Origin of the sequence: Streptomyces ortus, assembly GCF_026341275.1 — a bacterium.
Classification (GTDB): Bacteria; Actinomycetota; Actinomycetes; order Streptomycetales; family Streptomycetaceae; genus Streptomyces; species Streptomyces ortus.
This window is the reverse complement of sequence record NZ_JAIFZO010000002.1, coordinates 1,343,168-1,366,179: the sequence shown is the minus strand read 5'-3', so window position 1 is coordinate 1,366,179 and position 23,012 is coordinate 1,343,168. Positions and strand designations below refer to the sequence as shown.

Annotated in this window: 21 protein-coding genes; 15 read left to right on the top strand and 6 right to left on the bottom strand. The window is 70.3% G+C overall.

The genetic code is table 11. From position 1 onward, the window contains the following. Positions 1–22 precede the first annotated feature (22 nt). The 9 genes from ftsW (at position 23) to K3769_RS09285 (ending at position 8,620) form a co-directional block, all read left to right on the top strand. Positions 23–1,381, top strand: a complete 1,359-nt coding sequence (gene ftsW / locus K3769_RS09325) for a putative lipid II flippase FtsW (protein ID WP_267025961.1) — start codon at positions 23–25, stop codon at positions 1,379–1,381. 6 nt (positions 1,382–1,387) lie between these two features. Continuing rightward, complete coding sequence (murG, locus tag K3769_RS09320) at positions 1,388–2,476, top strand: undecaprenyldiphospho-muramoylpentapeptide beta-N-acetylglucosaminyltransferase (protein WP_267025960.1); 1,089 nt, start codon at positions 1,388–1,390, stop codon at positions 2,474–2,476. Between the two features lie 23 nt (positions 2,477–2,499). Continuing rightward, the gene (locus K3769_RS09315; RefSeq protein ID WP_267025959.1) at positions 2,500–3,294 is read left to right on the top strand and encodes a cell division protein FtsQ/DivIB; all 795 of its coding nucleotides are present in this window, start codon (positions 2,500–2,502) and stop codon (positions 3,292–3,294) included. A gap of 274 nt (positions 3,295–3,568) precedes the next feature. Next, on the top strand, positions 3,569–4,765 hold the full coding sequence (gene ftsZ, locus K3769_RS09310) for a cell division protein FtsZ (protein WP_267025958.1): 1,197 nt from the start codon (positions 3,569–3,571) through the stop codon (positions 4,763–4,765). Positions 4,766–4,791: 26 nt separating this feature from the next. After that, positions 4,792–5,499 (top strand): peptidoglycan editing factor PgeF, encoded by a 708-nt coding sequence (gene pgeF / locus K3769_RS09305; protein ID WP_372514894.1) that lies wholly within the window; start codon positions 4,792–4,794, stop codon positions 5,497–5,499. 6 nt (positions 5,500–5,505) lie between these two features. Then, positions 5,506–6,240: a YggS family pyridoxal phosphate-dependent enzyme gene (locus K3769_RS09300; RefSeq protein ID WP_267025956.1), complete on the top strand. Its 735-nt coding sequence runs from the start codon at positions 5,506–5,508 to the stop codon at positions 6,238–6,240. Positions 6,241–6,367: 127 nt separating this feature from the next. Then, positions 6,368–7,009 carry a cell division protein SepF gene (locus K3769_RS09295; RefSeq protein ID WP_189769932.1) on the top strand — a complete coding sequence of 214 codons (642 nt, stop codon included), beginning with the start codon at positions 6,368–6,370 and terminating at the stop codon, positions 7,007–7,009. A 50-nt stretch (positions 7,010–7,059) separates the two neighbouring features. Continuing rightward, positions 7,060–7,344 carry a YggT family protein gene (locus K3769_RS09290; protein WP_107017493.1) on the top strand — a complete coding sequence of 95 codons (285 nt, stop codon included), beginning with the start codon at positions 7,060–7,062 and terminating at the stop codon, positions 7,342–7,344. Positions 7,345–7,399: 55 nt separating this feature from the next. Then, complete coding sequence (locus tag K3769_RS09285; protein ID WP_267025955.1) at positions 7,400–8,620, top strand: DivIVA domain-containing protein; 1,221 nt, start codon at positions 7,400–7,402, stop codon at positions 8,618–8,620. A gap of 305 nt (positions 8,621–8,925) precedes the next feature. On the opposite strand, the gene ileS is transcribed toward K3769_RS09285, so the two are convergent. Next, positions 8,926–12,084, bottom strand: a complete 3,159-nt coding sequence (gene ileS / locus K3769_RS09280) for an isoleucine--tRNA ligase (RefSeq protein WP_267025954.1) — start codon at positions 12,082–12,084, stop codon at positions 8,926–8,928. A gap of 543 nt (positions 12,085–12,627) precedes the next feature. Then, positions 12,628–13,041 carry a pentapeptide repeat-containing protein gene (locus K3769_RS41095; protein WP_369016276.1) on the bottom strand — a complete coding sequence of 138 codons (414 nt, stop codon included), beginning with the start codon at positions 13,039–13,041 and terminating at the stop codon, positions 12,628–12,630. A gap of 309 nt (positions 13,042–13,350) precedes the next feature. On the opposite strand from K3769_RS41095, the gene K3769_RS41090 reads away from it, so the two are divergent. The 5 genes from K3769_RS41090 (at position 13,351) to K3769_RS09255 (ending at position 17,677) form a co-directional block, all read left to right on the top strand. Beyond that, complete coding sequence (locus tag K3769_RS41090; RefSeq protein ID WP_369016278.1) at positions 13,351–13,611, top strand: TraR/DksA family transcriptional regulator; 261 nt, start codon at positions 13,351–13,353, stop codon at positions 13,609–13,611. Positions 13,612–13,725: 114 nt separating this feature from the next. Then, complete coding sequence (gene lspA / locus K3769_RS09270; RefSeq protein WP_267025952.1) at positions 13,726–14,331, top strand: signal peptidase II; 606 nt, start codon at positions 13,726–13,728, stop codon at positions 14,329–14,331. Positions 14,332–14,456: 125 nt separating this feature from the next. Next, positions 14,457–15,401, top strand: a complete 945-nt coding sequence (locus tag K3769_RS09265; RefSeq protein WP_267025951.1) for an RluA family pseudouridine synthase — start codon at positions 14,457–14,459, stop codon at positions 15,399–15,401. Continuing rightward, positions 15,398–15,904 (top strand): GNAT family N-acetyltransferase, encoded by a 507-nt coding sequence (locus K3769_RS09260; RefSeq protein ID WP_267025950.1) that lies wholly within the window; start codon positions 15,398–15,400, stop codon positions 15,902–15,904. The genes K3769_RS09265 and K3769_RS09260 overlap by 4 nt, the downstream gene beginning before the upstream one ends. A 186-nt stretch (positions 15,905–16,090) precedes the next feature. Beyond that, positions 16,091–17,677: a Na+/H+ antiporter gene (locus tag K3769_RS09255; protein ID WP_267025949.1), complete on the top strand. Its 1,587-nt coding sequence runs from the start codon at positions 16,091–16,093 to the stop codon at positions 17,675–17,677. 146 nt (positions 17,678–17,823) lie between these two features. Here the strand turns inward: K3769_RS09255 and K3769_RS09250 are convergent, their stop codons facing one another. Beyond that, complete coding sequence (locus tag K3769_RS09250) at positions 17,824–18,957, bottom strand: mechanosensitive ion channel family protein (protein WP_267025948.1); 1,134 nt, start codon at positions 18,955–18,957, stop codon at positions 17,824–17,826. A 110-nt stretch (positions 18,958–19,067) separates the two neighbouring features. On the opposite strand from K3769_RS09250, the gene K3769_RS09245 reads away from it, so the two are divergent. Then, on the top strand, positions 19,068–19,637 hold the full coding sequence (locus tag K3769_RS09245; RefSeq protein WP_267025947.1) for a dienelactone hydrolase family protein: 570 nt from the start codon (positions 19,068–19,070) through the stop codon (positions 19,635–19,637). Between the two features lie 41 nt (positions 19,638–19,678). Here K3769_RS09245 and K3769_RS09240 read toward each other — a convergent pair whose 3' ends face one another. The 3 genes from K3769_RS09240 to K3769_RS09230 form a co-directional block, all read right to left on the bottom strand. Further along, entirely contained in the window at positions 19,679–21,346 is a 1,668-nt protein-coding gene (locus K3769_RS09240) for an alkaline phosphatase D family protein (protein WP_267025946.1), read from the bottom strand. 111 nt (positions 21,347–21,457) lie between these two features. Then, positions 21,458–22,258: a DsbA family protein gene (locus K3769_RS09235; protein ID WP_267025945.1), complete on the bottom strand. Its 801-nt coding sequence runs from the start codon at positions 22,256–22,258 to the stop codon at positions 21,458–21,460. Between the two features lie 45 nt (positions 22,259–22,303). Further along, positions 22,304–22,990, bottom strand: a complete 687-nt coding sequence (locus tag K3769_RS09230; RefSeq protein ID WP_267025944.1) for a hypothetical protein — start codon at positions 22,988–22,990, stop codon at positions 22,304–22,306. Positions 22,991–23,012: the final 22 nt, after the last annotated feature.

Below are 23,012 nucleotides of genomic sequence, written 5' to 3'. Positions count from 1 at the left end.
CCCGCCCCGAGGGGAGCCCGCCGTGCCCACTAGCCGTACAGGGCGTCCTCCCGTCCAGCGGGCCCCCCGGCGGCCCCCCGCCCCCCGCCCGCCGCGCGACAACCCCGTAGGCCGCCTCTACGGCCGCGCACGCCGTGCCTGGGACCGGCCGCTGACGGCGTACTACCTGATCCTCGGCGGCAGCCTGCTGATCACCGTGCTCGGTCTGGTGATGGTGTACTCCGCCTCCCAGATCACCGCGCTCCAGCTGTCGCTGCCGGGCAGCTACTTCTTCCGCAAACAGTTCCTCGCGGCCGTGCTCGGCGGCCTGTTGCTGCTGGCCGCCTCCCGGATGCCGTCCAAACTGCACCGGGCGCTCGCCTACCCGATGCTGCTGGGCTCGGTCTTCCTGATGATCCTCGTCCAGGTGCCGGGGATAGGGGTCGCGGTCAACGGCAACCAGAACTGGATCTCGGTCGGCGGCCCCTTCCAGCTCCAGCCCAGCGAGTTCGGCAAGCTCGCCCTCGTCCTGTGGGGAGCCGACCTGCTCGCCCGCAAACAGGACAAGCGGCTGCTGACCCAGTGGAAGCACATGCTGGTGCCGCTCGTACCGGTGGCCTTCATGCTGCTCGGGCTCATCATGCTCGGCGGCGACATGGGCACCGCGATCATCCTCACCGCGATCCTCTTCGGCCTGCTGTGGCTGGCGGGGGCCCCGACCCGGCTCTTCGGCGGCGTCCTCGCCATCGCGCTGACCCTCGGCTTCATCCTCATCAGGACCAGCCCCAACCGCATGGCGCGCCTCGCCTGTCTCGGCGCCACCGAACCGGGTCCCGGCGACTCCTGCTGGCAGGCCGTGCACGGCATCTACGCCCTCGCCTCCGGCGGCCTCTTCGGCTCCGGCCTCGGGGCGAGTGTGGAGAAATGGGGTCAACTCCCCGAGGCCCACACCGACTTCATCTTCGCCATCACAGGTGAGGAACTGGGTCTGGCGGGCACTCTGTCGGTACTCGCGCTCTTCGCGGCCCTAGGCTATGCGGGTATCCGCGTGGCCGGACGCACGGAGGACCCCTTCGTGAGGTACGCCGCGGGTGGCGTGACCACCTGGATCACGGCCCAGGCCGTGATCAACATCGGTGCGGTGCTCGGCCTGCTGCCGATCGCCGGCGTCCCGCTCCCGCTGTTCTCCTACGGGGGTTCCGCCCTGCTGCCGACCATGTTCGCCATCGGGCTCCTGATCGCCTTCGCGCGTGAGGATCCCGCTGCGCGGACGGCACTCGCGATGCGGCAGCCCCGCTTTGGCAGAAAGCGGGCTGCGGTGAGAGGCTCCGCTGTCCGGGGGCCTCGGAAGTGGAACACGATGCGACGGCGCGCCTCGGCGCGTTCGTCCGGAGAGCGGTGAATTTCGGTGCATGTCGTACTCGCCGGTGGGGGGACCGCCGGCCACATCGAGCCGGCGCTCGCCCTCGCGGACGCCCTGCGCAGGCAGGACCCGACCATGGGCATCACGGCCCTGGGCACGGAGCGCGGACTTGAGACCCGGCTCGTACCGGAACGGGGCTACGAACTCGGGCTGATCCCCGCGGTACCGCTGCCGCGCAAGCCCACCCCCGAGCTGATCACCGTCCCCGGACGGCTGCGCGGCACCATCAAGGCGGCCGAGCAGATCCTGGAGCGCACCAAGGCGGACGCGGTCGTCGGCTTCGGCGGCTACGTGGCGCTGCCCGGCTACCTCGCGGCCAAGCGCCTCGGCGTCCCGATCGTCGTCCACGAGGCCAACGCGCGGCCGGGACTGGCCAACAAGATCGGCTCCCGGTACGCGGCCCAGGTCGCGGTCTCCACCCCGGACAGCAAGCTGCGCGGCGCCCGCTACATCGGTATCCCGCTGCGCCGCTCCATCGCCACGCTCGACCGGGCCGCCGTGCGCCCCGAGGCCCGCGCCGCGTTCGGGCTCGACCCCTCCCTGCCGACGCTGCTGGTCTCCGGCGGCTCGCAGGGCGCCCGCCGCCTCAACCAGGTGATCGAGCAGACCGCCCCGTACCTCCAGCAGGCCGGTATCCAGATCCTGCACGCGGTCGGCCCGAAGAACGAACTGCCGCAGGTCCACCAGATGCCGGGGATGCCCCCGTACATCCCGGTACCGTACGTGGACCGGATGGACCTCGCGTACGCCGCGGCCGACATGATGCTCTGCCGCGCGGGCGCGATGACCGTCGCCGAACTCTCCGCCGTCGGGCTCCCCGCCGTCTACGTCCCGCTGCCCATCGGCAACGGCGAACAGCGGCTGAACGCCCAGCCGGTGGTCAAGGCCGGCGGCGGACTGCTGGTCGACGACGCGGAACTGACGCCGCAATGGATCCAGGGCAATGTCCTGCCCGTGCTCGCCGATCCGCACCGGCTGTTCGAGATGTCCCGCGCGGCCTCCGAGTTCGGCCGCAGGGACGCCGACGACCTGCTCGTCGGGATGGTGTACGAGGCGATCGCGTCGCGCCGCTAGCGCGCGGCAGAAGGCAGGGGAGCGTGGCCGGACCGACCACCGCCGAACGGCAGGACCGGCAGGACGCGGGCTCCGGCCCGCCCCGGCAGCCTCTCCTCAAGAGGCCGAAGAGGCTGCCGAAGCCTCGAACGCTCATTGTTGTGATGGTCTGTCTGGCCCTGCTCGCGGGGGGCGGGGTCTGGATCCTCTACGGCTCGCAGTGGACGCGCGTGGAGCGGGTATCGGCCACCGGCACGCGCGTCCTGACGGCCGAACAGGTCGTCGAGGCGGCCGACGTCTCGGTCGGATCGCCGTTGATTTCAGTCGACACCGATGCGATCGAGGCGAGTCTGCTCCGGAAATTGCCCCGAATTGACTCGGTTGACGTCGTCCGTTCCTGGCCTCATGGAATCGGGCTGAAAGTAACTGAGCGTAGGCCGGTCCTGATTGTCGAAAAGGGCGGAAAGTTCGTCGAAGTGGACGCCGAGGGTGTGCGATATGCCACGGTCGCTCGCGCCCCGCAGGGTGTGCCCGTACTGGAATTGACGGCGTCCCACTCCGCGGGCCTGCGCCGCTTCGGCACCGCCCGGCTGGTGCGCGAGGCGGTGCTCGTGGCCGGTTCCCTTCCGGCCGCGGTCGCCCGCGCCACCAGGGTCGTCAAGGTCCGTTCGTACGACTCCGTCACCCTGGAGTTGAGCGGCGACCGCACCGTCGACTGGGGCAGTGGTGAGAAGGGCCGCGCCAAGGCGCATACGCTCATTGCTCTCATGAAAGCCACCCCCGGGGCGGCTCACTTCGACGTGAGCGTTCCCACCGCCCCCGCGTCATCAGGGAGTTGACGCGCGTCTGCGCAGGCCAGCACCCTGGTTGGGCAGTGACATGGCTGATCACATAGGGTGAAAAGAAAAACGGGAGGTTCGGCGTGTTCGTTGAACGTGCGCCACTTGTCGACTTAGTGTCCTGTTCGGAAGAGTCCAAGGAACAGACACACTGGTAACCCTAAACTTCAGCGTTAGGGTTCGGGTCGGCGTTCGGACCGTCCCATTCGGCATCAGTCGTCGGATCGCGACCGTGCGAGGCGACGACACGTAATCGAGGCGAGAGGCCTTCGACGTGGCAGCACCGCAGAACTACCTCGCAGTCATCAAAGTCATCGGTGTCGGCGGCGGTGGTGTCAATGCCATCAACCGGATGATCGAGGTCGGTCTCAAGGGTGTCGAGTTCATCGCCATCAACACGGACGCCCAGGCGCTGTTGATGAGCGACGCCGACGTCAAGCTCGACGTCGGCCGCGAACTCACCCGCGGACTCGGCGCCGGAGCCAACCCGGCCGTCGGCCGCAAGGCCGCGGAGGATCACCGCGAGGAGATCGAGGAGGTCCTCAAGGGGGCCGACATGGTCTTCGTGACGGCCGGCGAGGGCGGCGGCACCGGTACCGGCGGCGCGCCGGTGGTGGCCAACATCGCCCGCTCGCTCGGCGCACTCACCATCGGCGTGGTCACCCGCCCCTTCACCTTCGAGGGCCGGCGCCGCGCCAACCAGGCCGAGGACGGCATCGCGGAACTCCGCGAAGAGGTCGACACCCTCATCGTCATCCCGAACGACCGGCTGCTGTCCATCTCGGACCGCCAGGTCTCCGTCCTCGACGCGTTCAAGTCGGCGGACCAGGTCCTGCTCTCCGGTGTACAGGGCATCACCGACCTCATCACCACCCCCGGTCTGATCAACCTCGACTTCGCCGACGTCAAGTCCGTGATGTCCGAGGCCGGTTCGGCCCTCATGGGCATCGGCTCGGCCCGCGGCGACGACCGCGCGGTGGCCGCTGCCGAGATGGCGATCTCCTCGCCGCTCCTGGAAGCCTCCATCGACGGAGCCCGGGGCGTACTGCTCTCGATCTCCGGCGGTTCGGACCTCGGCCTGTTCGAGATCAACGAGGCGGCCCAGCTGGTGAGCGAGGCCGCGCACCCCGAGGCCAACATCATCTTCGGCGCGGTCATCGACGACGCGCTCGGCGACGAGGTACGGGTCACCGTCATCGCGGCCGGCTTCGACGGCGGGCAGCCCCCGTCCAAGCGGGACACCGTACTCGGCTCGTCCTCCGCCAAGCGCGACGAGCCCGCGCCGGTCCGGTCCAACGACAGCCGCCCGTCCTTCGGCTCGCTCGGCAGCGTCACGCCCAAGGAGGCTCCGGAGCCCGCTCCGGAGCCCGCGAGCAACGAACTGCCGCCCGTCTCCCCGCCGGTCCCGCCGTCGCGGACGTACTCCGACAGCGCGGCGGAGGAGCTGGACGTGCCGGACTTCCTCAAGTGATAGGACGGCGCTCCTCGACGAGCACCGTGAGCGGCGCGCACTTCGCCTTCACCGACCGGTGGGGCGGGGTGAGCGCCGTTCCGTACGAAGAGCTCAATCTCGGCGGGGCGGTCGGCGACGACTCCGAAGCCGTACGCACCAATCGTGAGCTGGCGGCCAAGTCGCTGGGCCTCGACCCGGCGCGGGTCGTCTGGATGAACCAGGTCCACGGACCCGACGTCGCCGTGGTCGACGAGCCCTGGGGAGAGCGCCCCGTGCCGGAGGTCGACGCCGTCGTCACCGCTCGCCGCGGCCTCGCGCTGGCCGTGCTCACCGCGGACTGCACCCCCGTGCTGCTCGCCGACCCCGTCGCCGGGGTCGTGGCCGCCGCCCACGCGGGACGGCCGGGCATGGTCGCCGGGGTCGTGCCCGCCGCTGTCGCGGCCATGGAGGAACTCGGCGCCGAAGCGGCCCGGATCGTCGCCCGTACCGGACCCGCGGTCTGCGGGCGGTGCTACGAGGTGCCGGACGCGATGCGCGCCGAGGTCGCGGCCGTCGAGCCCGCGGCGTACGCCGAGACCACCTGGGGCACACCGGCGGTCGACGTGACCGCGGGGGTGCACGCGCAGCTGGAGCGGCTCGGGGTGCGCGACCGGGAGCAGTCGCCGGTCTGCACGATCGAGTCGGACGACCATTTCTCGTACCGTCGGGACGGCCGCACCGGCCGGCTCGCGGGTTATGTGTGGCTGGACTGATCGGGCATGACGGACCGCAGGACCGAACTCGCCGGGAATCTGGCGGACGTGGAGGAGCGGATCGCCGCCGCGTGCGCGGCGGCCGGACGCAAGCGTGAAGACGTGACCCTGATCGTGGTCACCAAGACCTACCCCGCCGAGGACGTGCGCATCCTTTCGGAACTCGGTGTGCGGCACGTCGCCGAGAACCGCGACCAGGACGCGGCGCCCAAAGCCGCCGCCTGTTCCGATCTGCCCCTGTCCTGGCACTTCGTGGGCCAGTTGCAGACCAACAAAGTACGTTCCGTGGTCGGTTACGCCGATGTCGTGCAGTCGGTCGACCGGGCCAGGCTCGTCACCGCCCTGTCCAAGGAAGCCGTGCGGACGGGACGTGAGGTGGGCTGCCTCATCCAGGTTGCGCTCGACGCGGAGCGGTCCGCGACGGGAAGGGGTGGACTGGGGGAGCGCGGTGGTGTAGGGGCCGAAGGTGTCGGGGAGTTGGGCGAACTCGTTGCCCGGGCCCCGGGTCTGAGGCTCGACGGACTGATGACCGTCGCCCCGCTCACCGGCCCCTACGCGGGGCGTGAACCGGCGGCGTTCGAGCGCCTGATGGATTTGTCGACTGACCTGCGCCGGGCTCATCCGGCTGCCACCATGGTCTCGGCAGGGATGAGTGCGGACCTCGAACACGCGGTGACGGCCGGAGCGACACATGTACGCGTCGGCACCGCGGTACTCGGCGTCCGCCCCAGGCTCGGGTAACGTCGCCAAGAAGTCGGACCACAGCAGAAAATATGGTCATTACCGCCGCTGGCGGGCAGACGACCTCGTGGATCGCGGGCACTTGGCAACAGTCAGCCGATCCACCACAGAGCGGAGGACTCAGAGCATGGCCGGCGCGATGCGCAAGATGGCGGTCTACCTCGGCCTCGTGGAGGACGATGGGTACGACGGCAGGGGCTTCGACCCCGATGACGACTTCGAGCCCGAGCTTGACCCTGAGCCCGAGCGGGACCGCCGACGGCATGAGCCGTCGCATCAGTCGCACCAGCCACACCAGTCCCAAAGGGACGAACCGGTACGAGTGGTGCATCCACCGGTGCAGCGCGAGCCCGTGCCGCATTCCGCTTCGCTGGGCGCTGAATCCGGCCGCCCGGCCCGCATCGCCCCCGTGGCGTCCATCACACAAGAACGTCAAAGCCTGGAGAAGAACGCACCGGTGATCATGCCCAAGGTCGTGTCGGAACGAGAGCCGTACAGGATCACCACGCTGCACCCCCGGACCTACAACGAGGCCCGTACCATCGGGGAACACTTCCGTGAGGGCACCCCGGTGATCATGAATCTGACCGAGATGGATGACACGGACGCCAAGCGACTTGTCGACTTCGCGGCCGGTTTGGTGTTCGGTCTCCACGGGAGCATCGAGCGGGTGACGCAGAAGGTGTTCCTGTTGTCGCCTGCTAACGTCGATGTCACGGCGGAGGACAAGGCTCGCATCGCAGAGGGCGGGTTCTTCAACCAGAGCTGAGACGCAGGACCGGAGCAGCAGGGAAACAGGGGAGAGGGACGCACGGAATCATGAGCGTGGTCGGGCAGGTTCTCTACGTCGTGCTGATGTGTTTCCTCATCGTGCTGATCTTCCGGTTGGTCATGGACTACGTGTTCCAGTTCGCCCGCTCATGGCAACCCGGCAAGGCGATGGTGGTCGTTCTTGAGGCGACCTACACTGTCACTGATCCACCGCTCAAGCTTCTGCGGCGGTTCATTCCGCCGCTACGTCTCGGGGGCGTGGCGCTCGACCTGTCCTTCTTCGTACTGATGATCATCGTCTACATCCTGATCTCCGTTGTGAGCCGGCTGTGAACGATACGGTCTTGCCGAACGCCGACGATGCCGACGACTACGTTGAGGTGAAGAGATGCCGTTGACCCCCGAGGACGTGCGGAACAAGCAGTTCACGACCGTCCGCCTCCGAGAAGGCTATGACGAGGACGAGGTCGATGCCTTCCTCGATGAGGTCGAAGCCGAACTGACCCGCCTGCTCCGCGAGAACGAGGACCTGCGCGCCAAGCTGGCAGCCGCCACACGCGCCGCCGCGCAGAACCAGCAACAGGGCATGCGCAAGCCACCCGAACAGCAGGATCCGCAGCAACAGCAGGGTCCGCCGCAGGGCATGCGCGGCGGTCCGGGCGCTCCCGTACCCGCCGGCATATCGGGTCCGCCGCAGCAGCAGATGGGCGGCCCCATGGGCGGCCCGCCGCAGCTGCCGAGCGGTGCGCCGCAGCTTCCCGCGGGCCCCAGCGCCCAGGGCGGCCAGCAGGGCCCCGGCCAGATGGGTCAGGGCCCCATGGGCCAGGGTCCGATGGGCCAGGGCGGCATGGGTCAGGGTCCGATGGGCCAGGGCGGCATGGGACAGGGCCCCGGCCCCATGCAGGGACAGATGCAGCAGCAGATGCCCCAGCAGATGGGTGGCCCGATGGGCGGCCCCATGGGTGGTCCGATGGGCGGGCACGGCCCGCAGATGGGACAGCCCGGTCAGGGCCCCGGTGGCGACAGCGCCGCCCGTGTGCTCTCGCTGGCCCAGCAGACGGCCGACCAGGCGATCGCCGAGGCCCGTTCCGAGGCCAACAAGATCGTCGGCGAGGCCCGCAGCCGCGCCGAGGGTCTGGAGCGCGACGCCCGTGCCAAGGCCGACGCCCTGGAGCGGGACGCGCAGGAGAAGCACCGCGTCGCGATGGGTTCCCTGGAGTCCGCCCGCGCCACGCTGGAGCGCAAGGTCGAGGACCTGCGAGGCTTCGAGCGCGAGTACCGTACGCGCCTGAAGTCCTACCTGGAGTCGCAGCTGCGTCAGCTGGAGACCCAGGCCGACGACTCGCTGGCTCCGCCGCGCACCCCGGCGACCGCCTCCCTTCCGTCGTCGCCGAGCCCGTCCATGGCTCCGGCCGGGGCGAGCGCGCCGTCCTACGGTGGCAACCCGATGGGTGGCCCCGGTCCCGGTGCGCAGTCCTACGGCGGTCAGCAGCAGATGTCGCCGGCCATGACCCAGCCGATGGCGCCGGTTCGGCCGCAGGGGCCCTCGCCCATGCAGCAGGCGCCTTCGCCGATGCGGGGCTTTTTGATCGACGAGGACGACAACTGACGGCCTCTCGTACGCCTTAGGCGTCGGCAGCGTTCAGGGCGGAGCCCCCGGTTTTCCGGGGGCTCCGCCCTTTTTGCTGTCTTTTTTGCCTCTGGGGGACGAGAAGGCCCCGGCACCAGAGTTTCGGTGCCCGGGGCCTTCTCGGTGCCCGGTGCTGGTGCGCAGGTCACGGGGCTGTCGCGGGCCTGCGCTTGCAGGTGCCGCTGCGCCCACCCGTGCCGCCCCTAGCGGCACGCATGCCCGCAGGGGGGTGGGGATGGGGTGGAGGGGCCGCCCTGCCCGCTGGGTGGCGGGCAGGGCGGCTGTTATGCCTTGTGGAGGTGGAATGTCAGGGACAGGGGGGTGTCCGTGAACGCCGGGCCGTAGGTGTCGTCCGGTTCGCCCTGGGCGAAGTCCGTGGCCAGGACCTCGTCCGCGATCAGGGCGGCGTGCTCGGTGAGCGCCGCGATGACCTTCGGGTCCGTGGACGTCCAGCGCAGGGCGATCCGGTCGGCCACGTCGAGGCCGCTGTTCTTGCGGGCCTCCTGGATCAGCCGGATGGCGTCCCGGGCCAAGCCGGCCTGCCTCAGCTCCTCCGTCAGCTCCAGGTCGAGCGCGACCGTCGCGCCGGAATCCGAGGCGACGGACCAGCCCTCGCGCGGGGTCTCTGTGATGATGACCTCGTCCGGGGCGAGCGTGACGGTCTCCCCGTCGACCTCCACCGACGCCGTGCCCTCGCGCAGGGCCAGGGACAGCGCCGCCGCGTCGGCCTCGGCGACGGCCTTCGCCACCGCCTGGACGCCCTTGCCGAACCGCTTGCCCAGCGCCCGGAAGTTCGCTTTCGCCGTCGTGTCGACCAGCGAGCCGCCCACCTCGGACAGGGACGCGAGCGAGCTCACGTTCAGCTCCTCGGTGATCTGCGCGTGCAGCTCACGGTCGAGGGAGCCGAAACCGGTCGCCGCGACCAGCGCGCGGGACAGCGGCTGGCGCGTCTTGACACCCGACTCCGCGCGCGTGGCACGGCCCAGCTCCACGAGACGGCGTACGAGCACCATCTGCTTCGACAGCTCCGGGTCGATGACGGACAGGTCCGCCTCCGGCCAGCTCGACAGGTGCACGGACTCCGGGGCGTCGGCGGACACCGGCACCACGAGGTCCTGCCAGACCCGCTCGGTGATGAACGGGGTCAGCGGGGCCATCAGCCGTGTGACCGTCTCGACGACCTCGTGCAGGGTGCGCAGGGCCGCCTTGTCGCCCTGCCAGAAGCGGCGACGCGAGCGGCGTACGTACCAGTTCGACAGGTCGTCGACGAAGGCCGAGAGCAGCTTGCCGGCCCGCTGGGTGTCGTACGACTCCAGAGCCTGCGTCACCTGGTCGGTGAGCGCGTGCAGTTCGGACAGGAGCCAGCGGTCGAGGACCGGGCGGTCCGCCGGGGCCGGGTCGGCCGTGCTGGGCGCCCAGCCCGCCGTGCGCGCGTACAGGGCCTGGAAGGCGACCGTGTTCCAGTACGTGAGGAGCGTCTTGCGGACGACCTCCTGGATGGTGCCGTGACCGACGCGGCGGGCCGCCCAGGGGGAGCCGCCGGCCGCCATGAACCACCGCACGGCGTCCGCGCCGTGCTGGTCCATCAGCGGGATCGGCTGCAGGATGTTGCCCAGGTGCTTGGACATCTTGCGGCCGTCCTCGGCGAGGATGTGGCCGAGACAGACCACGTTCTCGTACGACGACTTGTCGAAGACCAGGGTGCCGACGGCCATCAGCGTGTAGAACCAGCCGCGGGTCTGGTCGATGGCCTCCGAGATGAACTGCGCCGGGTAGCGGCTCTCGAAGAGCTCCTTGTTCTTGTACGGGTAGCCCCACTGCGCGAACGGCATCGAACCCGAGTCGTACCAGGCGTCGATGACCTCCGGCACGCGCGTGGCCGTCTTCTCGCAGGTCGGGCAGGCGAACGTGACCTCGTCGATGAACGGGCGGTGCGGGTCCAGCTCCGACTGGTCGGTGCCCGTCAGCTCGGTGAGCTCCGCGCGGGAGCCGACGACGGTGAGGTGGTCGTCCTCACAGCGCCAGATCGGCAGCGGCGTGCCCCAGTAGCGGTTGCGGGACAGGGCCCAGTCGATGTTGTTGTTCAGCCAGTCCCCGTAGCGGCCGTTCTTGACCGAGTCCGGGAACCAGTTGGTCTTCTCGTTCTCCTGGAGGAGCCGGTCCTTGACCGCAGTGGTGCGGATGTACCAGGACGGCTGCGCGTAGTAGAGGAGCGCGGTGTGGCAGCGCCAGCAGTGCGGGTAGCTGTGCTCGTACGGGATGTGCTTGAAGAGCAGACCGCGGCTCTGGAGGTCTTCGGTGAGCTGTTCGTCGGCCTTCTTGAAGAAGACACCGCCCACGAGGGGGACGTCCTCCTCGAAGGTGCCGTCGGGGCGCACGGGGTTCACGACCGGCAGCCCGTACGCGCGGCAGACCAGGAGGTCGTCCGCACCGAAGGCGGGGGACTGGTGGACCAGACCCGTACCGTCCTCGGTGGTCACGTACTCCGCGTTGACCACGTAGTGGGCGGGCTCGTCCTTCGGGAACTCGACGAGCTCGAAGGGACGCTGGTACGTCCAGCGCTCCATCTCGGCGCCCGTGAAGGACTGGCCGGTGGTCTCCCAGCCCTCGCCGAGGGACTTCCCGACGAGCGGCTCGGCGACGACGAGCTTCTCCCGGCCGTCCGTCGCGACCACGTACGTCACCTCGGGGTGCGCGGCGACCGCCGTGTTGGACACCAGGGTCCACGGGGTCGTCGTCCACACCAGGAGCGCGGCCTCGCCCGCGAGCGGGCCGGAGGTGAGCGGGAACCGCACGAACACCGAGGGGTCGACGACCGTCTCGTAGCCCTGCGCCAGCTCGTGGTCCGACAGGCCCGTGCCACAGCGCGGGCACCAGGGGGCGACGCGATGGTCCTGGGTCAGCAGACCCTTGTTGAAGATCTCCTTGAGCGACCACCAGACACTTTCGATGTACTCGGGGTCCATCGTCCGGTACGGGTCGTTCAGGTCGGCCCAGTAGCCCATGCGGGTCGTGAGCTCTTCGAACGCGTCGGTGTGGCGGGTCACGGACTCACGGCACCTGGCGTTGAACTCGGCGATGCCGTACGCCTCGATGTCCTTCTTGCCGTTGAAGCCCAGCTCCTTCTCGACCGCCAGCTCCACCGGGAGGCCGTGGCAGTCCCAGCCGGCCTTGCGGCCCACGTGGTAGCCGCGCATGGTGCGGAAGCGCGGGAAGACGTCCTTGAAGACGCGGGCCTCGATGTGGTGGGCGCCCGGCATGCCGTTGGCCGTGGGCGGGCCTTCGTAGAACACCCACTCCGGGCGGCCCTCGGACTGCTCAAGGGTCTTGGCGAAGATCTTCTGCTCGGCCCAGAAGTCGAGCACGGCGTGCTCAAGGGCGGGCAGGTCGATCTGGGCCGGCACCTGGCGGTACTGCGGCTGTGTACTCGGCTGCGTATCCAACGAACTTCCTCCGGCGGACTTCTGCCTTCCGTCCGGAGGGACGAGAGCTGGGCTGTCACCTGCGCCGTGCGGCGCGCTCCCGCGGTACCACCCTCCTTGGCCCTCCGACGCTTTCCGCACGTCGGCGAGCCCCCTCATTGGGGTCGCGATACCGGTTCTACCGGCCGCTGCGGGCTCGCTGCGGCTTTCTTCCGGCGGCTCCGGGGTGATCTTCGCGTCGCGCTCGCCCCCGGGCTCACACCGTCCCCGGGTCGCTCCTGGCCGCCTACGCCGCTACTCGTCCCCATCCACGCTTCTCGCTGCGCCCAGTGTACGGCGCCCGGCCGACAGCGGCCGACCGGTTTTGCGGGGCCCGCGGGGGAGGGGGTGGCGAAGCCCGGTAGAGGTGCGCACTGACCCGAATGCCGAGGCGCCGGTGTTCGCATCCCGGGACGCCCGGCGCGCCGGATTACCCGGCGGGGAGCTGGGCACAACGCTTGCAGACTCGCCGTGCGGTACGCGCGGGGCGGGTGGACCGGGCGGCGTGCCCCGTTGCCGCGGGACTCAAGTCGATTTATCGTCCCAGCACGATTCGCGTGCAAGGTCACAAAACGTGAAGGGGCCGCGGCCATGGTGGCGAAGAAGACCGCCGGACAGCAGTCGGCGTCCGGCAGATCCATGGGGGCGGCCGGTGACTCCGCGGCGGCCGCCACGGAGACGACCCCTACGAAAACGGCCTCTACGAAGAAGTCCGGTACGAAGAAGTCCGGTACGAAGACGGCTCCTACGAAGAAGCCCAGTACGAAAACGGCCTCTACGAAGAAGCCTCGTACGAAGACGGTTGCCGCCGAAACGGGCTCCGCCAAGACGGCTTCCGCGAAAACGGGCGCCACGAAAACGGGCGCCACGAAGACGGCTGCCGCGAAGGCGGCGAAGGCGGCCGGGAAGCGGGCGCCCCGGAAGACGGCCGCCGAGCACGGCACACGCACGTCCGGGAAGGCGGTCGCCACCGCGGCCGAGGGAGCAGCAGCGGCACAGGCCGCCGAGACGACGGGAGCCACGACGGTGGTTGCGAAGAAGACCTCTGGCACGGCCGCGGCGGCGGACAAGCCCACCGCGGTTCCCAAGGCGCGGGTGGCCGCGGCGGAACCCGGCGAGCTGGCGGTCCGCCCCGGCGAGGACCCGTGGACTCCCGAGGAGGCCGCGGAGGCGCGCGAGGAGCTGCTCTCCGAGGCCCTGCGGCTGCGGGCCGAGATCACCCACTCCGAGGAGTCCCTCGCGGGGCTGATGCGCGACTCCGGGGACGGCGCGGGCGACGATCAGGCGGACACCGGTACCAAGAACATCACGCGCGAGAGCGAGATGGCCCTCGCGGCCAACGCGCGGGAGATGCTGGAGCAGACCGAGCGCGCCCTGGAGCGCCTGGACGCGGGGACGTACGGGCTCTGCGAGAACTGCGGCAACGCCATCGGGAAGGCCCGTATGCAGGCCTTCCCGCGGGCCACGCTGTGCGTCGAGTGCAAGCAGAAGCAGGAGCGCCGCTACTGACGTCTGGCCGGTCGAACGCCGATCCGCCCGGTGTGCCTCCTGGGCGCCTGGCCGCGGCGGGCCGTGCCGTACCCTCGTGCTCAGTCAGGCACCTAGGTCGAGGGACTCACTCACGTGGCAGAGGCGGAGCGCATCATCGGTACGCCGGATACGCCGGATACCCCGGGCGCGGCCGGGGCCGAGCCGGAGCAGCCCGACAGCGGGGCGGCCCCCGACGAGGCCGCGGCGCCCAGGGGCAGGCGCCGGATCGCCGTGCTCTTCTCCGTCGCCGCCCTGGCGTACGCGCTGGACCTGGTCAGCAAGCTGATCGTGGTCGCGAAGCTGGAGCACCACGAGCCGATCGAGATCATCGGGGACTGGCTGAAGTTCGAGGCGATCCGCAACGCGGGCGCGGCCTTCGGCTTCGGCGAGGCGTTCACGATCATCTTCACGGTGATCGCCGCCGCGGTGATCGTGGTGATCGCCCGGCTCGCCCGCAAGCTCTACAGCCTGCCCTGGGCGATCGCTCTCGGCCTGCTGCTCGGCGGCGCGCTCGGCAACCTCACCGACCGGATCTTCCGCGCGCCGGGCGTCCTGGAGGGCGCGGTCGTCGACTTCATCGCGCCCAAGCACTTCGCGGTCTTCAACCTCGCCGACTCCGCGATCGTCTGCGGCGGCATCCTGATCGTGCTGCTGTCCTTCAGGGGCCTGGACCCGGACGGCACCGTCCACAAGGACTGAAGGACTGAAGGACCGAAGGGCTGAAGGACTGAAGGACTGAAAGGCTTGAGGGACCGACGGCCGTCACGGGCCCCGCTCGCGGGCTGCCGTGAGCCGGTGTCTCACCCGTCCGGCATACTCGACGGGTGAGTACCGTTCCCGATATCCGTACCCTGCCCGTGCCCGACGGCCTGGAGGGCGAGCGTGTCGACGCCGCCATCTCCCGCATGTTCGGCTTCTCCCGTACGAAGGCCGCCGAGCTCGCCGCGGCGGGGAAGGTCACGGTCGACGGCTCGGTGGTCGGGAAGTCCGAGCGGGTGCACGGCGGCGCCTGGATGGAAGTCGAGATGCCCCAGGCCGCCCCGCCCGTGCAGATCGTCGCCGAACCCGTCGAGGGCATGGAGATCGTGCACGACGACGACGACGTGGTCGTGATCGTCAAGCCCGTCGGAGTCGCCGCGCACCCCAGCCCCGGCTGGTCCGGGCCGACCGTGATCGGCGGCCTCGCCGCCGCCGGGTACCGGATCTCGACCTCGGGTGCCGCCGAGCGCCAGGGCATCGTGCACCGCCTCGACGTGGGCACCTCGGGCCTGATGGTGGTGGCCAAGTCGGAGTACGCGTACACCTCGCTCAAGCGCCAGTTCAAGGAGCGCACGGTCGACAAGCGGTACCACGCGCTCGTGCAGGGCCACCCCGACCCGACCAGCGGCACCATCGACGCACCGATCGGCCGGCACCCGAACCACGACTACAAGTGGGCGGTCACCGCCGAGGGCAAGCCCTCCGTGACCCACTACGACCTGATCGAGGCGTTCCGTGCGGCCTCGCTGCTCGACATCAAGCTGGAGACCGGGCGCACGCACCAGATCCGCGTCCACATGTCGGCCCACCGGCACCCCTGCGTCGGCGACCTGACGTACGGCGCCGACCCGACGCTGAGCAAGCGGCTCGGGCTGACCCGGCAGTGGCTGCAGGCGGTGCGGCTCGGCTTCGAGCACCCCGGCGACGGGCAGTGGGTCGAGTTCGAGGCCGGTTACGCCGACGACCTGCAGCGGGCGCTGGACCGCGTCCGGGAGGAAAGCAACGCATGAGCCCGTCGCCGGGCCCGTCGCCCTGCGTGGTGCGGGTCGCCGATGATCCCGCCGACCGTGAGGCCTGCTTCGCGGTGCGCAAGGAGGTCTTCGTCGTCGAACAGCGGGTCCCCGAGGACCTGGAGTACGACGCGTACGACGCGGGTGCCGTGCATGTACTCGCCGTGCGCGAGGACGGGCAGCCGCTCGGCGCGGCGCGGCTGCTGTACGGGGAGGCGGCGGGCGCGAAGACCGGTGGCGAGGCGGGTGTCGGCTCGCTGGGGCGGCTCGCCGTCGTGCGGGCCGCGCGCGGGCTGGGGGTCGGGGTCGCCCTGGTGCGGGGCGTCGAGGACGTGGCACGCGCGCGTGGGCTGACGGCGGTGGATCTGCACGCGCAGACGCACGCGCTGGGGTTCTACGAGCGTCTGGGATATGTGGCCTACGGGCCCGAGTTCCCTGATGCCGGGATTCCGCACCGGGCGATGCGGCGCTCGCTCCAGGCGTTCGGCCGGGCGCGGGAATGACTCCCTGACGAGCTCGGGAAAGACTCCCTGACGAGCTCAGGAAAGACTCCCTGACGAGCTCGGAAAAGACGTCCTGACGTGGCGTCCGTCAGGACGTCCTTGGTGCGTCTGCGTGTGGAAACCGTCTGCGGTGGCACGCTTGAGGTCTGGCCTTCTGTACATGTCTAGACCCCTGGAGCTCCGACCGTGGACCAGCTGGCCCTGCTGTTCGTGCTGTTGCTCGGGGCCGTCGTCAGCGTTCCGCTGGGGGACCGCTTCGGGCTTCCCTCGCCGGTGCTGATGACCCTGTTCGGGATCGTGCTCGCCGTCCTCGACTTCGTACCGAACGTGGACATCCCGCCGGACCTGATCCTGCCCGCGCTGCTGCCGCCCCTGCTCTACGCCGCCGTACGGCGTACCTCCTGGCGGCAGTTCACCGCCAACAAACGGCCGATCTTCCTGCTCGCCGTGGCCCTGGTGTTCGTCACCACCGCCGTGGTCGCCGCGGTCGCCCACTCGATCGTGCCCGGCCTGCCGATCGCCGCAGCCGTGGCGCTCGGCGCGCTGGTGGCGCCGCCCGACCCGGTCGCGGCGACCGCCGTCGCGGGACAGCTCGGCCTGCCGCGCCGTCTGGTGTCGATCCTGGAGGGCGAGGGGCTGTTCAACGACGTGACGGCCATCGTGCTCTACCACGTGGCCATCGCCGCCGCGATCAGCGGCTCCTTCTCGGTGCAGGGCGCGGCGCTCGACTTCCTGCTGTCCGCCGTCGTCGCGGTGGCCGTCGGGCTCGGGCTCGGCTGGGCCACGAACCGGCTGATGGACTCCCTGGGGGACCCCACCCTGCAGATCAGCCTGACCCTGCTCGTGCCGTACGCCTCGTACGTGCTCGCGGAGGAACTGCACGGGTCCGGCGTACTGGCGGTGCTCACCACGGCGTTGTTCCTGGCCGAGTATGCGAACAACGCCGACGACGTCATGACGCGGCTGGCCGGGCACACCTTCTGGAACATCGTCGACACGCTGGTCACCGGGGTGGCCTTCGGGCTCATCGGACTGGAGCTGCACAACGCGATCCGTACGGCGTCCGGGCGCTGGGGGGAGATGCTCGGCTGGGCCGCCGCGATCGTGGGGGTCGTGGTGTTCCTACGACTGGTGTGGCTGCTGCCCGCCACCTGGCTGGCCCAGCGGCTGCACGCGAAACGGGATTTCGACGAGGACATCCCGACGACCTGGCGGGAGACCGTCGTCATGTGGTGGTCCGGGATGCGCGGGGTGGCCTCCGTCGCGCTGGCTCTGGCCATTCCGCTGGAGACGGAGAACGGGCAGCCGTTCCCCAACCGGGAAGAGATGATCTTCATCGCGTTCGGGGTGATCATGGTGACGCTCGTGGTGCAGGGGCTGAGTCTGCCCTGGCTGGTGCGGAAGCTCGGGGTGCAGGCCGACACCGACCGGGAGAAGGAGTTCGAGAAGACGCTCGCCGTGCGGGCGGCCAAGGCGGCGAAGCAGCGGCTGCGGGAGCTGGAGCGGACGGAGGACCTGTCCGACGAGCTGACCGAGCAGTTGCTGCGGCGGGCGTTCGACATCGGATACCGGATCAGTCCCGACCTCGGGGAGGACGAGCGGCGGGAGGCGCATGCGCAGCGCGCTCGCCGGATCAAGCTGGTGCGGCGGCTGCAGGGGGAGATGCTCTCCGCCGCGCGGCACGAGGTGCTGGCCGCGCGGAGTGAGCCGGGGGCGAATCCGGAGGTCGTCGACCGGGTGCTGCGGCACCTGGACGTACGGAGCCTGAAGTAGGCCGTCGGCGGGGCCGTTCGCGCAGTTCCCCGCGCCCCTGAAAAGCCAAAGATTGCGCCGTTCCCCGCGCCCCTGGAAAGGCAAAAGATTGCGCCGTTCCCCGCGCCCCCAAAAAAGAAACAGGGGGGCGGGGGCGGGGGGACGGGTCAGCCGCGGCCTGTGCGAGGGGGTTCCACCATTCGCCCCCGGGTGGTCGTGCGGGGGCGGTGGGCATCGCCGCCGCCGTTCGGGTGGGCGATGGTGCCCGGGGGCAGGATCGCGTCTGCCGTGTTGACGCGGGGCAGGGCGTAGGGGTGGTGGACGGTCAGCCAGCGCAGCATCTGCTCGCGGACCGTGACCCGCACCGTCCAGACGTCGTCCGCGTCCTTCGCGGTGACCAGCGCCCGCACCTCCATCGTGCTGGGCGTGGAGTCGGTGACCGCGAGGCCGTAGTCGCGCCCGTCCCAGGCCGGGCATTCGCGCAGGATGTCACGGAGCTTGTCGCGCATCTCCTCGACGGGGGCGCTGTGATCCAGGTGGAAGAAGACCGTCCCGGTCATCTGCACCCCGCCGCGCGACCAGTTCTCGAACGGCTGTGAGGTGAAGTACGAGACCGGCATCGTGAACCGGCGCTCGTCCCAGGTGCGCACGGTCAGGAAGGTGAGCGTGATCTCGTCGACCGTGCCCCACTCCCCGTTCACCACCACCGTGTCCCCGAGCCGAACCATGTCGCCGAAGGCGATCTGGAACCCGGCGAACATGTTGGCAAGGGTGGACTGCGCGGCCACACCGGCGACGATGCCGAGGATGCCGGCCGAGGCGAGCAGGGAGGCGCCGGCGGCGCGCATCGCGGGGAAGGTCAGCAGCATCGCGGCGACCGCCACCACACCGACGATCGCGGAGACGACGCGCTGGATCAGCGCCACCTGCGTACGGACCCGGCGGACCCGGGCGGGATCGCGGTGGGCGTGCGCGTAACGGGAGTACGAGGACTCGACGACGGCCGTCGCGATCCGCACCAGCAGCCAGGCCGTGGAACCGATGAGGACCAGGGTCAGGAGCTGGCCGACCCCCGCGGAATGTGCCTTGGTGAGTTTGGCCTGGTCGTAGGAGCCTCTCAGCAGGGCCGCACACATGACGAACTGCAGCGGAAGACGGCAGCGGCGCAGCAGGTTCCACAGCGGGACCTGGTGGTGGCGTTGATCGGCGCGTCGCAGCAGCAGGTCGACCAGCCAGCCGACGAGCAGCGTCACCACGAGCGAGCCGCCGATCACGATCAGCGGGCGAAGCACGTTCTCCATGCCTTCGACCGTAACCGGCCCGCCGGGGTGGCTAACCTGTGGGCCCGGTCATATCCGGGCCGCCGCCCCGGGGCGACCGCGTTGTCGGTGGTGGCTGGCACCATGGACCCATGAACATCATGCTCTTCCACTCGACCTTCGGTCTGCGGCCCGCCGTGCGGGACGCGGCGGACCGGCTGCGTGCGGCCGGACACGAGGTGTGGACGCCCGACCTCTTCGGGGGGCGCACCTTCGAGACCGTCGAGGAAGGCAGGGCCTTCAAGGACGAGCTCGGCAAGGAGGAGCTGCTCAAGCGGGCCATCCTGGCCGCGGCGCCCTATTCGGAGCGAGGGCTCGTGTATGCCGGGTTCTCGCTGGGGGCGGCGACCGCGCAGACTCTGGCGCTCGGCGACGACAAGGCCCGCGGGCTGCTGCTCCTGCACGGCACGTCCGACATCGCGGAGAACGCCTCGGTGGACGAGCTGCCGGTCCAGCTGCATGTCGCGGAGCCGGACGCCTTCGAGCCCGACGACTGGCTGACCGCCTGGTATCTGCAGATGGGCAAGGCGGGAGCCGACGTGGAGGTCTACAGATACGCGGGCGCGGGACACCTCTACACCGACCCCGGCCTGCCGGACTACGACGAGGAGGCCGCCGAGGCCACCTGGCGGGTGGCACTCGGCTTCCTCGAAAGCCTGTAGGCGTTCAGGACGGTGCGGGCGTTCAGGACCCGGTGAGGGGATCAGACCGGGTCGTACGTCCGCTCGACCTTCTGCGTGCCGCTGCGCGTGCGGTACGAACGGGCCCAGGACGCCGTCGCGTTCGTGGTCGTGCGGTCGGAGAGGACGTAGTAGTCCATCTGCGCCCGCTCGGCGGTGAGGTCGAGGACGCCGAAGCCGTGGCGGTCGGTGTCGACCCAGTGGACATGCCGGTTGGCGGCGCGGATCACCGGTGACGCCAGGGCCGAGACCGTGCCCTCGGGGACCTTGACGAGGTCGTCGAGGTTGTCGGAGGTCACCGAGGTGACGACGAACTCGGTGGCGGCGGAGCCCGACAGAGGATACGTACCGGCGTTGTGGGGTACGTCGTTGGCCCAGGCCATGTGGATGTCGCCGGTGAGGAAGACCGTGTTGCGGATCGCGTTGTCCCGCAGGTGGGCGAGGAGTTCGCGGCGGTCGTCGGTGTAGCCGTCCCACTGGTCGGTGTTGAGGGCGAGGCCCTCCTTGGGCAGGCCGAGCAGTTCGGCCAGCGGCTTGAGGAGTTCGGCGGAGAGCGAGCCGATGGCGAAGGGGGCGATCATCACGGAGTTGCCGACCAGCCGCCAGGTGGTGTCGGAGGAACGCAGGCCCGCCTTCAGCCAGTCGAGCTGCGCCCGGCCGGTCAGCGTACGGTCCGGGTCGTCCACCGTGCCGTTGCCCACCTTCACCTGCTGCGAGCGGTACGAGCGCAGGTCGAGCAGCGAGAGGTCGGCGAGTCTGCCGAAGCGCAGCCGCCGGTAGGTGGTGCCCTCGACGGCGGGACGGACCGGCATCCACTCGAAGTAGGCCTGCTTGGCGGCGGCCTGGCGGGCGGACCAGGTGCCCTCGGCGCCCTCGGTGTGGTTCTCGGCGCCGCCCGACCAGGCGTCGTTGGCGAACTCGTGGTCGTCCCAGATCGCGATGACCGGCGCCACGGCGTGCAGGGCCCGCAGATCGGGGTCGGTCTTGTAGCGGCCGTGCCGGGTGCGGTAGTCGGCGAGGGTGACGATCTCGTGCGCCGGGGCGTGCGGGCGTACGACGGTGTCCCGCGTCCCGTACTCACCGGTCCCGTACTCGTAGATGTAGTCGCCCAGGTGCAGCCAGGCGTCCAGGTCGCCGCGCGCGGCCAGGTGCCGGTACGCCGAGAAGTAACCGGCCTCCCAGTTGGCGCAGGACACCACCCCGAAGCGCATCCCGGCCACGGCCGCGTCATGGGCGGGGGCGGTGCGGGTGCGGGCGGCCGGTGAGTCGGTGCCGCCGCTGGAGAAGCGGAACCAGTAGTCGGTGGCGGGCGTGAGACCTCGGATGTCCGCCTTGACGGTGTGGTCGGAGGCGGCGGTCGCGGTGGTGGAGCCCTTCGCGACGATCGTCGTGAACGCCTTGTCCGTGGCCACCGTCCAGCCGACCTCGACGTCCGGGCCGAGCCCGGAGCCGGGGGTCGCCTCGGAGGCGGGCGTCACCCGGGTCCACAGGAGGACGCCGTCCGGCAGCGGGTCGCCCGAGGCGACGCCGTGCAGGAAGGCGGGAGCCTCGGCGGCGCGGGCCGGCAGCGCCGCGGCGAGCGGGGCCCCGAGCACGGCGGTGGCCGCGGCGGCCTTGACCACCGTACGGCGGCTGGGGGCGGGGGCGTCAGGGCCGGAGGGGCTGATGTGATTTCTGATGCGACTGGTCACGGCCGGTCACATTACTGATGGGTAGGGCTTTCTGTAAGGCGAAAGACGTGAAGGGCGGGCGAACGCGGAGAAGTTCGCCCGCCCTTCACGCGGGGTGGTACCGGGAACGCGCTACTTGGTGACGCCCGCGTCCTTGAGCGCCTTCTGCCAGTCGGCGACCGTGCTCGGGTTCGTGATCACCTTGTCGTTGATCTTGATGGTCGGCGTCGAGTCGACCCCCTTGGCGTCGTCGAACGTCTTGCTCATCCGCATGGCCCAGGCGTCGTACGTGCCCTTCTTGACGGCGTCCTGGAACTTCTTGTTGTCCTTGAGGGCGTCCACCGAGTTCGCCACCTTGATCAGGTAGCTGTCCTTGGCGAGGTCGTCGGACGTCTCCTCCGGGTGGTACTTCGTGGAGTAGAGCGCGGTCTTGTACTCCAGGAAGGCCTCGGGGCTGACGTTCAGCGCGGCGCCGAGCGCGCTCACGCCGTTCTTCGAGCCCTCGCCGCCGAGGTTGCCGTCGAGGAACGTACCGAGGGTGAAGGAGAGCTTGTAGTCGCCGTCCTTCATGCCCTTGTTGACGGTCTCGCCGACCGTCTGCTCGAAGGAGGCACAGGCCGGGCAGCGCGGGTCCTCGTAGAGGTGGACCGTGTTGTCGGTCTTGGACTCGCCGATGACGACGGTCGAGCCGTTCTTGCCGCTGGTGTTGGCGGGGGCGACGACCTTCGCGTCGGCCGCCGCGTCCCACTTGGAGGGCTCGTTGTTCTGTACGACGGCGTAGCCGATGCCGCCGGCTATCGCGAGGACCGCGACGATCGAACCGGCGACGATGATCTGCCGCCTGGCCCTGTCGCGCTTGGCCTGCCGCTCGCGCTCGATACGCAGCCGCTCACGGGCCGCCGACTTCGAGGCCTGGCTGTTCCGCTTGCTCATGATGGGTTCTCCGTGGGTGTGACAGGTGTACGGGGACTGGTGTGCTCAGGCGGATACGGCCGAGCGCGGCGGTCCCCGCCGTCCCATCGAGTGCACGAAGAGCCGCGTACGCGTGGCGGCCACCCGGCGCGTGGGCCGCGGCAGCCGGCGCACCGGAGTGAGATGCGCGCTCACCGCGGCGACCGCGATCAGCAGCGGCCGGAAGGTGGCGGCGGCCATCGCGTCCAGGAACTGGGCCAGGGCCCGCTCGCCGCGGCGCAGCCAGGCGGCGGCGAGGAGGCCGACACCGATGTGCGCGCCGAGCAGCAGCCAGGCGGCGCCCGGATCGGCCTGCGCGAGCAGGGCCGCGGCGGGGGTCGCCTCGCCGCCCGTCACCCGGGCCAGCGGGGTGCCGACCTCGCCGCCACCGCAGAGCACGTCGAGGCCGACCGAGCGCAGCGGGCCCGCGACCGGGCCGCCCGCCTTGCCGTAGCAGGCGTGCTGGCCCGCGGTGAACAGCGTGTCGGCGGCCAGCTCCAGCGGGATCAGCAGGGCGGCGATCCGTCCGAAGCCGCGCTCGCGGCCCGCCAGCGCGTACGCGACGACGAAGACGGCACCGGCGAGGGCTGCCACGGTGGCCAGCGGCAGGGGGACCCGGGACAGCAGCACGTGCGACGCGGTGCTGAGCGTCACGACCAGTGCCGTGAACAGCGCCGCGCGTACGGCTCTGAGCTGGGTCCCGGATATGTCCATGGTTCCGAAGAGTCTGTCACGT